The organism is uncultured Methanobrevibacter sp. (assembly GCF_902784195.1).
GTDB lineage: Archaea > Methanobacteriota > Methanobacteria > Methanobacteriales > Methanobacteriaceae > Methanobrevibacter.
Window position 1 is genome coordinate 22,890 of the sequence record NZ_CACZTX010000012.1, and the last position, 13,071, is coordinate 35,960.

Sequence of the window (13,071 nt, forward strand, 5' to 3'; positions counted from 1 at the left end):
ACGTTAAATAAGAACAACCCACCCAATTATAAAATAGGCCCCCTTGAAACCTATTAAATAATATCCCAACCAAGTTCTCCCAAAAAATCATCATAACTAAAAAATGCAAACAAAATACAAAGGCACAAATGAGTTGATACTATGAACAAACGAAATATAGGAGTGATTTAATATGATGAAACTCTATTATGATGATCTATTGGTGTAATCAACCACAATTATAGATTCATGCCCCCTTCATTAAATCTATAATAACTAAATCCAAACATGAAAACACCCTCGTTTTAACATGATTGAAAATTTTAGATTATGTGGTTGATATGGTAACAATTATATAAACTTGGTTGCATATAAAGGTTTTGAATTTATTGAAAAAAATAAAATTAAAGCTAAAAAAAGCACAATAAAATAAGAAAAAATAGTTAAAAATAAAAAATTAATTAAAATTATAAAAAAAATTTAACTACATATGAGCATCATCTAAAATGTGATGACACTCACAATCACACTCTTTTGACAATTCCTTGATTGTGTTGAACAATAATTTAATTAATTCCCCTTTCTTTTTAGCCATTATCCCATAAACCTCATCAGTATTCAATTTAGTGGGGGAAATGGAAGTTGAATAATTGGAAACAACAGCTATAGGAGCATAACACATTTCCTTTTCCCTTGCAAGAACCGCTTCAGGCAAGGTGGTCATGCCAACAATTGATCCTCCAAGTATGCTAAACATTTTAATCTCAGCAGGAGTTTCAAATCTTGGTCCTTCGGTACATACAATTGTTCCTCCATCAACCACAGGCCCATTTACACATCCAGAATTAGCCAAAATAGCTCCTCTTAATCTGTTACAGAAGGGTTCAGTCATATCTATATGAATAACCTCATTATCATAGAAAGTCCTATCCCTATTTACAGTGAAATCCAAAAAGTCATCTGGGAGAACAATGGATCCAGGACCAATATCCAAATCAAGTGAACCTACAGCATTTGTAGCCATGATTTGGGTAACACCTATCTCCTTAAGTGCCATGATGTTTGCCTTAAAATTGATTTTATGTGGAGGGCAAGTGTGACCTGCAGAGTGTCTTGGCAAGAAAGCAACTGTCTTGTCCCCAATGCTTAAAAGGGAAACCTCAACAGAGCCATATTCAGTCTCAATAACTTTGGTTTCAGTTGCATCTGCCAATTCACTTATTTCTTCTACTCCACTACCACCAATAATTCCAATCATATGATAACCTCAATAAAAATAAAAAATAATAATTGTCTTAATAAATTAATAAAACAATTATTTTATAAATTAATAAATTAATTAAAAATTCAAAATAAAATAAGAAAAGGATAATATTATCCTTTTGTAACTGCTAAAGGAACAACTTTTGCAACTAATTTAGCAATTCCTGCATCATGAGATGTTTTAACAACTGAATCAACGTTTTTATAAGCACCTGGCGCTTCTTCAGCTAAAACAGGAGCGGAATTTGCTTTTACATGAATTCCTTTTGCATTCAATTCCTTCTTGATTCCTTCTGCGGTGAATTGTTTTTTAGCAGCAGTTCTTGATAGGACTCTTCCTGCACCATGAGCGGTTGAACCGAAGGTCTCTTCCATAGCAACATCAGTACCGTGCAAAATGTAAGAAGCAGTGCCCATAGTTCCAGGAATCAATACAGGTTGTCCTACATCCCTGTATTCCTTAGGAATTTCACGTCTTCCAGGACCAAATGCACGAGTAGCTCCTTTTCTGTGAACAAGAACCTCCATATGGGAACCTTTTACCTTATGAACTTCCTTTTTAGCGATGTTGTGTGCAACATCGTAAATGGTGCTCATGCCCATATCATCAGCACTGCGGGAGAACACTTCCTCAAATGATTCTCTAACCCAATGGGACATCATTTGACGATTTGCCCATGCATAATTAGCACCAGCAGCCATAGCCTTCAAGTAACCTTGTGCCTCTTTGGAATCAATAGGTGCACAAGCCAATTGCCTATCAGGAATATTGATTTTATAATTTCTATAAGCCTTATCCATTTGCCTTAAATAGTCAGAACAGATTTGGTGTCCACAACCTCTTGAACCACTGTGAATCATAATAGCTATTGATCCCGCTTCAAGACCAAATGCCTTTGCTACAGTTTCGTCATAAATCTCTTCAATCTTTTGAACTTCAAGGAAGTGGTTTCCGGAACCTAATGAACCTAATTGAGGAATTCCTCTTTTTTTAGCCTTATCACTTACAACAGCGGATTCAGCATCCTTCATTCTGCCGTTTTCTTCCAAGAACTTAAGGTCATCTTCCCAACCAAATCCACGTTCTACAGCCCACCAAGCACCGTAGTCTAAAACCTCATTGATTTCATTGTCCTTAAGTCTGATTTGACCTTTACTTCCTACACCTGATGGAATGTTCTTAAATAAGACTTCAGTAAGTTCCTTAAGCTTAGGTTTGATTTCGTCTTCTGTTAAGTTAGTTCTAAGCATTCTAACTCCACAGTTAATGTCAAAACCTACTCCCCCAGGACTTACAACACCATTATTGTAATTGAAAGCTCCTACACCACCAATACTGAAACCATATCCAAAGTGAATGTCTGGCATAGCTATTGATGCACCTTGAATACCTGGCATGCAAGCTACATTTGCCACTTGCTCAAGAGCTCCCTCTTCAATATCCTTAACGGATTCATCATCAAGATACAATCTTCCAGGAACTCTCATTTCCTTTCTATAGCTACTTGGAAGTTCCCATACATTGTCTCTTACCTTTTCAAGATTTTCTTTAACTGACATAAATATCACGGAATAAGTTAAAATAAAAATTTAATATTAAATAATAAGTTTGTATAAAATTTTTTGTATAAAAATTATGAATTTCAATTATATTTAATATAAATTCTAATTAAAGTCTAATTAAATTCTAATATAATTTCTAATATAATATTATAGTTATGTTTTATAATACATTTAAAATTAATTGTTGAAATTAAAACTAACAAAATCAAAAAATGAATATTTGAAAAATGCATTTAAAAATTACACAATCAAATGGATCTAAAAAAAGTAAAAATTGATGTATGGTGTAAAGGATTAAATGATGGTTATTGAGTTTTTAGTGTTTAAAAAATGATAAAATAAAAATAAAAATTTAATTTTAAAAACACATTGATTAAAGGATGTAAACTATGTAATTTATAAAAATCTAAATATTTATGAGATGTTCTTTTTAAGAAATTGCACGATAATATTCATAAATCTTTAGTAGTTTTTATCCTATATGGTTACATCCTTTAATAAACAATGGGTTTGGTTTCATTTGTTTAATTATACCCAGCTCATCATTTCTGGGCTTGGAGCTGCGCTAACAGCTAAAATAGATAAAAGTAATACTGTAAGAACTACAAATATTACCATGCAATCTTTAAAGTCAATTCTAAGGTTGTGGAAGTTCATAGGATCCATAATACTGGTTTTTCTTCTTAAGTCACAATTATTGTTAGTATGTTTTATCATTTTTTCACCTCATTTTTAATTTAAGTTTTCTTATAAATTTTCTCTCTGTAATACTACTAAGTTCTAAAGCATATATAAAAAAAGAGAAAGAGAGCATTTGAAAACTAATATGGGGTTGGATTTCAAGTGTATTTATTTGGGAATGAAAACAATTTTCCAATTGGTTTTCAAGCAGTTTATATAATATTAAAATTAAATAATTAATTGGTAGAATTAATAATAAACTTAATAATGAAATAATATTGGTGCATAGCTATGAAGAATAATGAATCAAAAACAGATAAATATGATTATTTTGATGTCACTGCAGACATTGGATTCTATGCCTATGGGAAATCCATAGAAGAGGCATACGAAAATGCAGGACTCGCTATGTTCAATGTTATAACTGATATAAGCAAAGTAAAAAAAGAGGAATCTAGAGAATTTGAAATAGTTTCAGAGGATTTGGTTTCTCTTTTATATGATTATTTAGAAGAGCTTTTGTTCCTGCAGGATACAGAGTTCCTGTTCTTTTCTGATTTTAAAGTGAATATTGAAAAAATAGTTGATGATGAGTCTTCCAATCTAGAAAATTATAAATTGACTTGTTTTGCTTGCGGTGAGGAAATAGATTGGAATGTCCATAGCCCAAAATCCGAAGTTAAAGCCATCACTTTTCATAAAATGTGTGTAAAAGAAGATAATGGAGTCTTTAAGCTTAGAGCTATTTTAGACTTATGAATTTATATTCATTTTGAAAATAATAAAAAATAGAATTTTAATTAAGAATAATAAAAAATAAAAAAGAAACAGTTTTGATCAAACTTTTTTTAAAAGTTTGAAAAGTAGGATATTAAATCTAAAGATTGCAGCGTTTAATATCCTCAGGAGCAAATCTTAAAATGATTTCCCTTGAATTTCCTCTAACTCCTTTTCCAGTGAACTTAGTGTCCACCAATCTTAAGAATTCAAGTTTTTCAAGAGTCCTGTTGAATGTAGCATAGCTAACTCCTGCTTCTTCCTTAAACTGTTTAGACAAGTCACCAGCAGTTAAGATTTCATCACTATCAACAACTGCCCTTAGCAAAGTCCTTTCAATGTCATTTAAGGAATTTATGGTTTCCATCAAATTAATGGAACCTTGTTTGGATACTGCTTCTTCAACATGCTCTAAAGTAATGGATCTGCTTGCATTCGCTTCTGCAATATTACCACATACTCTAAGAAGGTCAATTCCAACCCTTAAATCTCCCACTTCAATGGTGTGATTAGCTATTTCTTCAATGATTTCATCTGAAATCACTCCAGGATAAAATCCGGCTCTAGCCCTATCTTGGAGAATACTGAATATTTCAGAATAAGTGTATGGCTGGAATGTAATGTCTTGAGGAATGAATACAGTATTTACATTCTTATCGAGAGCATATCTGAATTCCAAATCTGAAAGAATTGCAAAAATACCTGTTCTTACACCTTCAAATTCCTCATAAGCCCTTAAAATATCATAAAATATCTTATTTGCATGTTGTGTTTGGAATAAGTAATTAACATCATCGAAAGCAACAACCAATGCTTTATTGTCAGCAGAAAGCCTGTTCATAACTTTTTCATACACTCTTGAAAAAGGAACTCCAGTTTCTGGAGGTTGATGTCCAAATAATTTTTTATGAATTTGAGAAAAGATTCCAAAACGTGTTGTGTGCAATTGACAATTAATGTAACAGCAAACCACTTTATCCGTGGTGCGTTCAACCAATTCAAAAACCTTTTTAAGCGCTGTTGTTTTCCCGGTAGCGCATGAACCCATAATCACTGAATTGGTAGGGCGACCGCCTTGAATAGCTGGCCTAATGCACATAGCCATTCCTTCCATTTGGCTGTCCCTAAAATTAAAGTTTTCAGGCATATAATCAGGATTAAATGCATTTATGTTTTGGAATAATGTTTCATCTCCCATCAAAATATCTTCTATTGCCATATAGTTTATTATATGTTAACTTATATAAAAAAGTTCTTTAATTTTGAATAATGACATACAAATTTTAATAAAAAAAGAAAATTCATAAAAATTATTGAAAAAATAGAATAAGAAAAAATCTAGAAAAACAAGCAAATAAGAAAATAAAATAATGAGAAAAAAACATGCAAGAATAAAATAATAAGAAAATAAAGAAAGTGAAAAAATAAAATAACTAAAACAATTAAAAAAAAAAGAAAAAGGATTATTTAGCAATATCAACTAAATTAATCACATTTACATCAGCATTTTCCTTTATCCAAGCAAGCAATCTTTCTGCAAAAATCAGCTTTTTGGTTTTAACCTCATCTGCAGGACCTGTTGCTCCTTCAATGTTAGGTCTTGAATATTTGGTTACAGTTGTTCCAAAATCCATTCCTGCAAGAATCATTTCCTCACATCCTAATGCAAGAGTGAAGAACATTGCCCTATCACCATCAGTAAATCCACCAAAGTTGTATAAATGACCTACAGGTTTGGATTGGGTAGTTCCAAGAATCTTATCAAAGCTAGTTGTCCACTTCACAATGAGCTCTTCATTGTCTCCATGAGCATGAATAACAAAATAAGAGTCTAATGAATTTGCAGCCAATAAATCTTCCATTTTACCATCTAAGTCAGTAGCAACAATGTCTGGAACAAGATCATCTTCAAGCATTGCAGTTGTAGCACCATCTGCAGAAACAAGGATATAGTCATTCAAGTCATAATTTTCCTTTACATATTTAATATGTTTCTTTATGGAAGGGCCTGCACCAACAACAATGAATTTTGAAGTGTCTTTTTTCTCCATAATCTCATCAAAGAATTCCTCAATGGTCAAGCAACCTTTCTCATCAAGAATCTTATCCAACAATGCTGCAGTGTTCTCATCCCCTTCCCTTGAAAAACCAAGAGTATCAAGAATTTCTTTATACCACCCTTCCCATTCATTAAAATCCATATTTACACCTTATAATTAATGATTATAATTTAAAAATCTTATACTTTAAAAATATGACAATTTAAAAATCAAAATTCCCAATCTTCCAATCCAGTGATTTTGCCTCCAAAATTAACGCTTAAAGGAGTCAAGCTAGGCCTTCTTTCAACCAATAAACAGTATCCATCGGTTCCCTCTTCATATTCTTCAATCAATTGAGGGACATTCATGACTGTATCATTTCCATCCTCATCAACTCTCTCAAGAATATTAAAATGAAGCATTCTATCTGCAAGAGTTGTTATCTTAATTTTATCAGACAATGGCTTGGATGGAATATTCAAGTTAAATAAGTCGACTCCTTCGGGAAGCCCTTCATCCAAAACCTTTTTAACCAATTTAGCAAGAATCTCTTGAGCAAAGCTATAATCTGTATCCACATACCAATTGCCCTCTTCATCCTGCTTAAAGCAATCATCATCCAAGAACAAGGAGCAGGCAATTGCAGGCACTCCAAGTCCAACTGCTTCAAGTGCTGCACAAACTGTTCCAGAGGTAGTGATTTGGAATCTGCTTATATTGATTCCTGGATTGATTCCAGTTACAACAAGATCCGGCTTTTCATCGCAAACATAATTAATACCTACATTAACAGAATCCGCAGGAGTTCCAGACAAGCCGTAAGCCATGCTGTCATCAGCCAATTCATACTCTTTCAAATACATATGCTTCATGATATTGACTTTGCGACCTACAGCACTGTTATTCTCTTGAGGTGCTACAACAGTAACATTAGCAAAGCCTTCAAGTGCCTGTTTATTAGCCAGAATACCTGGACCAAGAACACCATCATCATTTGATATTAAAATGTTTTTCATAAAAAGACCTCATAAAATTTTTTCTTAAGTTTTTTCTTAAATATATTTTATTTTTAATAATACTTATAAATTCTTAAATGATTTCATAAAAAAATAGAAATTAAATAAAAAAATAGATAGAATAGTTAAAAAATAAAATTAATTAAAAAAAGAAAATAAAATATCTAAAAATGCTTAAAGAAGTCAAAAACTTTAGATATTTTATTAATTGAAGGCATTGCAACATTCTTTACAAACTTGATTTGATAATTGAATCCCAAGAGTTCAAATTCTGATTTTACCCTATCCAATTCATTCGGAATGTCAAGAGACTGAGGACATAACCTCTTGCATCTGCCACAATGATTGCAAAGCCCTGCACTTGCTTGCTTATTGGTTATTCCACCAACAACCATATAATAATTCATCATAGCATGTGGAAGTACACCAAATGCCTTTTTATTGAATAGATACTTTTCATTATAAACATTGAAGCAATCTGGAATATTTACTCCTCTAGGACAAGGAAGACAATATCCACAGCCAGTGCAATTGATTTTCATCATTGAATTGAAAATACCTTGTGCCTTATCCAATACCTCAATCTCAGCATCAGATAACGAATCAATTTCAACCCTTTCTGCAATGGCCATATTCTCTTTCATCTGATCAAGAGAACCCATTCCAGAGAGTACACAAGTAATTTCCTTTTGATTGAAAACCCAACTTAAAGCCCAATCTACAGAGGATTTATTGGAGTCTACTTCATTAAACAAAGCACTTACCTCTTGAGGCAATTCCCCAGCAAGAAGTCCTCCTTTTAAAGGTTCCATAACAAATACTGCAATGTCATTTTCATATGCATATTGAATTCCACGAATTCCTGCCTGTGCATTGACATCCAAGTAATTGTATTGAACAAGCACCATATCCCAAGGGAAATCATCGATTAGAGTTTTGAATTCATGTGGAGACCCATGATATGAAAAACCAATATTTCTGATTTTGCCATCATTTCTTGCACTTTCCAAAAATTCGTAAAGTCCCAAATCCTTAAGTCTCAAAATGGTTGACAAGTCAACGCTGTGAACATAATAGTAATCAATGAAATCAGTCTGGAGCTTTCTTAACTGTTCATTTAAAAATGCATCCATATCCTCTCTTGACCTTACCATCCAAGAAGGCAATTTAGTGGATAATTTAACCTTATCCCTATATTTCACTCCATCAGCACCAGTCAAGCTTAAGATGTCTCCTAAAAATGATTCGCTTTCTCCACCATGATATGCATAGGCAGTGTCAATGTAATTTACCCCATTTTCAATTGCAAATAAGATAAATTCCTGAGCGCTTTCCCTATCAATGGAATTATTCTTGGTAGGAAGTCTCATCGCACCTATACCAAGAGGAAATATTTCATCTCCATTCTTTTTAACTAGTCTTTTAACCATTTAAACCCCTTAAATATACTAATAATATTATGCCAATAGTATAGAAATTATCTACTACTTTTCTCTCACTACAGATACTAATTTTATTTTCTTCAGTGATTAAAGTTTTGGAAATTCGTTCAAATCGTAGAATTTTAACATATATTCAGATATAATGTGTATAAATATTTGACTAATGCTCAATCAGACAGGGAAGATGCGGATTATTCTGCAATAGACTCTATTGGGGAAGATTTAGCTAAAAAAAGAATTAATCAGGCCGAAGAATTTTTAAAAGAAACTAAAAAATTTTTATAATTTTCTAATATGTTATGAGAATAGTCGTTAAAATTAATCATTGGTTTTAAAAAGGACTTCATACTCATTTAATAATTCTTCTTTTTGTTTTTCAGATAGATTTCCGCTGTTTACTTCATTGAGGCCGTATTCCAGCATATTATAGAGAATTTTGTTTAGATTGAATCCTTTTTGTGTTAGTGAATATTCAGTTTTGATGTCATTTTCAAAAACTTGTTTTGTAATTAAATCATTGTCTTCCATGAATTTGAGTGTATCTGTCAGTACTCTGTTGCTTAGTGTTTTTTCTTCTAGAAATTCGCTGAATTGCTTTTTTCCTAAGAATATGTCTCTGATGATAAATATCACCCATTTTTTGGATATCAATTTCAATGTATCGTCTATGGGGCAATTGTCATCGTAATCTTTAATTTTTTTCATCTTTTTGACCTATTGTGAGTTTTTCCTTACAAAATCTATTTAAAAAGCATTGTATATAACATTTGTTATCTGGTGATTGTATGAATGACAGACATGTAATTGAAGCATTAGGAAAAGCTGAAGTCGTAATAGAAAACGGGAAAATAACTTTGACAAAAGAATTCATCAAATCCAACATTAACAAAAGAATAGATGAATTTGGAATGTGCACTCCACAAAGGTCAATTGATGTTGAAGACACAATGAGCTTTGGAACCAGCGAAACATTAAAAACCAACATGATCAATGGCAATGTTGATTGTGTGGTTGGAGCATGTGAGGGAGTAGGGACATTGCTTATTGATGACGCTGAGCTTGTTCAGGGAGTTGGAGGAAGAGTTTCCGCATTGATAAGCACCACTCCAATTGATGAGGTAATGGATAAAGTTGGAAGAGAAAATGTTTTAAATCCTGAAACTGCAGAGTTGAATCCATTAAAAGGTCTTGAAATGGCAATTGAAAGAGGATATAAAAACATTGCGATAACAATTATTCCAACAGAAATGGTTAAGGATTTAAGGCAGTATCCAAAACCTGAAGATGTCAACATATATATTTTTGTAGCACATACAACCAACGTTTCCAAAAAAGAGGCGGAGATGTTATTTGATTATGCTGATGTGATTTCAGGATGCTCTTCCATAAACATACGGGAAACTGCTGAAGAAAGAAAACCATATTATGCTGGAAAAAAAGTTCCATTGTATGCAGTAACCGAAAATGGAAAAAGATTGCTCAATGAAAGATTGGAATATATTGGATATGAGTTATGTGAAAAAAAGTATCCTCAGGATTTCACTCAAAGTCCTAAGCCATTAATCTAATTTCATTTATCAATTTGAAGTACTTCATTTAGATGTAGTTAATAATGTTACTTCAAAAAAATGAAGTATTATTTAAAAATGAAGGATAAACTTTAACTTCAGATTAAATGATAAATTTGCTTGTCAATTGATGGAACTGGGTTGATTTACTTATGAAACAAAATTCATTAAAATAGTAGTAGATAATTCACCTACTTTTCAAGCATTATTCGTTCGTAATGAATGAAATAAAAAAATCAAAAAGCAGTAGATAATTTCTATACTGTTACGCCAACAGCAACATGAAGCTGGTAAAAAAGAACCAAAAGTTGCATAATCCAGATTCGCCATTGCTGATTGGTGAGGTTAAAGATAGTTATGTTGTAAAGGAAATCAATGAACCCAGCTATATTGATGCACAACAAAAGTTATTTTAGTTATATGTAAGTTCTAGAGGTTATCAATTAATTTGAATTTTTAATATTACTTTTTTCAGCGAAATGTTTAAAAATTATTAAAAATAAAGATGAAGAAGTTTTAAACTTCTTCGATTTCATTTAAAACATGTTATGTAAAAACTTAACATTTATATATTATTAAAATCAATATATCAATTGTTATATTATATTATGGCGGAGAAATTAACATGGTAGAAAAGGGAACAGATGTGTTAAAGGAAGGTTTTGCCAAAATGACAAAAGGCGGAGTCATTATGGACGTAGTGAATGCAGAACAGGCTTCAATTGCAGAAGATGCAGGGGCGGTGGCAGTAATGGCACTTGAGAAGGTACCTGCAGACATTCGTGCAGCTGGGGGAGTGGCCAGAATGGCTGATCCAACAATTGTTGAAGAGGTGGTTGATGCAGTATCCATCCCTGTAATGGCAAAGGCAAGAATAGGTCATATTGCAGAAGCGCAAATATTGGAAACCCTAGGAGTTGACATGATTGATGAAAGTGAAGTGTTGACACCTGCAGATGAAGAATATCACATTAACAAAAAGGAATTTACAATACCATTCGTATGTGGTGCACGTAACCTTGGTGAAGCACTAAGGAGAATTGACGAAGGTGCAGCTATGATTCGTACCAAAGGAGAACCTGGAACAGGAAACATTGTAGAAGCAGTTCGCCACATGAGAATGGTGATGGGAGAAATCAGAACAATACAGGGAATGGAGGAAGAGGAACTCTGGAAATATGCGCGAAACATCGAAGCTCCAATTGAACTTGTAAAGCAAACTGCAGAATTGGGCAAATTACCTGTTGTCAACTTTGCTGCAGGAGGAATTGCAACACCTGCTGACGCATCACTCATGATGCAGTTAGGTTCCGACGGCATTTTTGTGGGATCAGGAATATTCAAGTCAAACAATCCTGAAGCATTTGCAAAAGCAATAGTTGAAGCAACTGCAAATTACGACAAGCCTGAAGTATTGGCGGAAGTATCCAAAGGATTGGGCGAGGCCATGAAAGGTCTGGAAATGTCAACTTTGAGCGAATCCGACAGAATGCAGGACAGGGGAATTTAAAATTCCTCATATTTTTAATTATTTTTTAAGGTGCTTAGATGGTAAAAATCGGAATCCTAAATCTTCAGGGTGCAGTTTCAGAACACTTTGACATGACAAGAAAAACTGTTGAAAACTTAAAACTCGATATAGAAGTGGAAGAAGTAAGATACAGTGATGATGTTGAAAAATGTGATGGATTAATCATATCTGGTGGGGAAAGTACTGTAATTGGCAAGCTCATTAAGGAAAGGGGTATTGATAAAGTTATTAAAGAAAATAATATTCCTGTCTTTGGAACTTGTGCTGGAATGGTGCTTCTTGGCAAAAAAACAGATTTCAACCAGCCACTACTTGAACTTATGGACATAACTGTTAAAAGAAATACCTATGGAAGGCAGAAGGATTCATTTGAAGCGAAAATTGAAATATTAAATCAAAAGTATTCTGGTGTGTTTATTAGAGCACCGGCACTTGAATCTTATGATGGGTCCAAAAATGATATTAAGATATTGTCAGAATTTGATGGTGAAATAATAGCCATTCAGCAAGGACACAACATTGCAATTTCATTTCATCCAGAATTAACAGAGGACACTTTAATTCATGAATATTTCATTGAAGAAGTTTTAACAAGTCTGAACCATTGACTGCTTTTAGAAGTTAATCAAATTGTAAACTTATACTTATCCATATAGGTTTTTCATGAAGAAACAATTGAAAGGGAATTCCTCCCATGATTCTGGTTAAGGACAATTATCCAAAAATATATAATATCCATTGATGAGTTTAATATGTCAAGAGAGGAATACGAAATATGAATATCTTAGACTTCTTGTTGAGTGATGAAATTTAATTAGAAGAGATTATAAATTTAATGTTATTATGCCAACGCAATATGGAGCTGGTCAAAAGGAACCAGAAGTTACATAATCCAAATTCGCCTCTGCTGATTGGGGATGTTAAATGGGGTGATGTTGTAAATGAAGTTAATGAACCAAGCTATATTGATATGCAACAAAGATTAATTTGATTTCTTTACTTTCAATATTTATATTTTTAATTTCATTGGTTTGAAATTTATTTCTAATTTTCATATTGATTTTCATTTAACTGAAAACAATATTGATTTTATTATTTACTTTTCATTATACTGAAAACTTTATATGATAGTTATGATAAATTAATAATTATAAAAAGAAGTGTGATTTTAATGATTATTCAAAGAAAAGATTATATTGATAAAATCAA

Annotated in this window: 14 protein-coding genes; 6 read left to right on the forward strand and 8 right to left on the reverse strand. The window is 32.5% G+C overall.

What is annotated here, in order from left to right; genetic code table 11:
- Window positions 1-463: 463 nt before the first annotated feature.
- The 3 genes from mtnP to QZU90_RS08755 form a co-directional block, all read right to left on the reverse strand.
- Entirely contained in the window at window positions 464-1,237 is a 774-nt protein-coding gene (mtnP, locus tag QZU90_RS08745; protein WP_296856705.1) for an S-methyl-5'-thioadenosine phosphorylase, read from the reverse strand.
- A 116-nt stretch (window positions 1,238-1,353) separates the two neighbouring features.
- Window positions 1,354-2,802, reverse strand: a complete 1,449-nt coding sequence (locus QZU90_RS08750; protein ID WP_296856707.1) for an RtcB family protein — start codon at window positions 2,800-2,802, stop codon at window positions 1,354-1,356.
- A gap of 531 nt (window positions 2,803-3,333) precedes the next feature.
- Window positions 3,334-3,522 carry a hypothetical protein gene (locus QZU90_RS08755; protein ID WP_295607006.1) on the reverse strand — a complete coding sequence of 63 codons (189 nt, stop codon included), beginning with the start codon at window positions 3,520-3,522 and terminating at the stop codon, window positions 3,334-3,336.
- A 255-nt stretch (window positions 3,523-3,777) separates the two neighbouring features.
- Between QZU90_RS08755 and QZU90_RS08760 the strand changes: the two genes are divergently transcribed.
- Window positions 3,778-4,245 (forward strand): archease, encoded by a 468-nt coding sequence (locus QZU90_RS08760; RefSeq protein ID WP_295607008.1) that lies wholly within the window; start codon window positions 3,778-3,780, stop codon window positions 4,243-4,245.
- 118 nt (window positions 4,246-4,363) lie between these two features.
- On the opposite strand, the gene QZU90_RS08765 is transcribed toward QZU90_RS08760, so the two are convergent.
- The 4 genes from QZU90_RS08765 to QZU90_RS08780 all read right to left on the reverse strand — a co-directional run bounded on the left by QZU90_RS08765 (window position 4,364) and on the right by QZU90_RS08780 (window position 8,751).
- The gene (locus QZU90_RS08765; protein ID WP_394350210.1) at window positions 4,364-5,482 is read right to left on the reverse strand and encodes an ORC1-type DNA replication protein; all 1,119 of its coding nucleotides are present in this window, start codon (window positions 5,480-5,482) and stop codon (window positions 4,364-4,366) included.
- A 244-nt stretch (window positions 5,483-5,726) separates the two neighbouring features.
- Window positions 5,727-6,464, reverse strand: a complete 738-nt coding sequence (locus QZU90_RS08770) for a 6-hydroxymethylpterin diphosphokinase MptE-like protein (protein WP_296856709.1) — start codon at window positions 6,462-6,464, stop codon at window positions 5,727-5,729.
- A gap of 68 nt (window positions 6,465-6,532) precedes the next feature.
- Window positions 6,533-7,321 carry a 5'/3'-nucleotidase SurE gene (gene surE, locus QZU90_RS08775; protein ID WP_296856710.1) on the reverse strand — a complete coding sequence of 263 codons (789 nt, stop codon included), beginning with the start codon at window positions 7,319-7,321 and terminating at the stop codon, window positions 6,533-6,535.
- Window positions 7,322-7,485: 164 nt separating this feature from the next.
- Window positions 7,486-8,751 carry an aldo/keto reductase gene (locus QZU90_RS08780; RefSeq protein WP_296856711.1) on the reverse strand — a complete coding sequence of 422 codons (1,266 nt, stop codon included), beginning with the start codon at window positions 8,749-8,751 and terminating at the stop codon, window positions 7,486-7,488.
- Window positions 8,752-8,919: 168 nt separating this feature from the next.
- Between QZU90_RS08780 and QZU90_RS08785 the strand changes: the two genes are divergently transcribed.
- Window positions 8,920-9,048, forward strand: coding sequence for a hypothetical protein (locus QZU90_RS08785; RefSeq protein WP_296856713.1), 129 nt, complete (start codon window positions 8,920-8,922; stop codon window positions 9,046-9,048).
- Between the two features lie 33 nt (window positions 9,049-9,081).
- Here the strand turns inward: QZU90_RS08785 and QZU90_RS08790 are convergent, their stop codons facing one another.
- Window positions 9,082-9,420 (reverse strand): helix-turn-helix domain-containing protein, encoded by a 339-nt coding sequence (locus tag QZU90_RS08790; protein WP_296856716.1) that lies wholly within the window; start codon window positions 9,418-9,420, stop codon window positions 9,082-9,084.
- Window positions 9,421-9,548: 128 nt separating this feature from the next.
- Between QZU90_RS08790 and QZU90_RS08795 the strand changes: the two genes are divergently transcribed.
- From QZU90_RS08795 to pdxT, 4 genes are all read left to right on the forward strand, one after another.
- Window positions 9,549-10,331 (forward strand): methanogenesis marker 8 protein, encoded by a 783-nt coding sequence (locus tag QZU90_RS08795; RefSeq protein WP_296856718.1) that lies wholly within the window; start codon window positions 9,549-9,551, stop codon window positions 10,329-10,331.
- A gap of 281 nt (window positions 10,332-10,612) precedes the next feature.
- Window positions 10,613-10,747 (forward strand): hypothetical protein, encoded by a 135-nt coding sequence (locus QZU90_RS08800; RefSeq protein ID WP_296856720.1) that lies wholly within the window; start codon window positions 10,613-10,615, stop codon window positions 10,745-10,747.
- 209 nt (window positions 10,748-10,956) lie between these two features.
- Entirely contained in the window at window positions 10,957-11,841 is an 885-nt protein-coding gene (gene pdxS / locus QZU90_RS08805; protein ID WP_292893900.1) for a pyridoxal 5'-phosphate synthase lyase subunit PdxS, read from the forward strand.
- Between the two features lie 38 nt (window positions 11,842-11,879).
- Window positions 11,880-12,470: a pyridoxal 5'-phosphate synthase glutaminase subunit PdxT gene (pdxT, locus tag QZU90_RS08810; RefSeq protein ID WP_296856724.1), complete on the forward strand. Its 591-nt coding sequence runs from the start codon at window positions 11,880-11,882 to the stop codon at window positions 12,468-12,470.
- Window positions 12,471-13,071 lie beyond the last annotated feature (601 nt).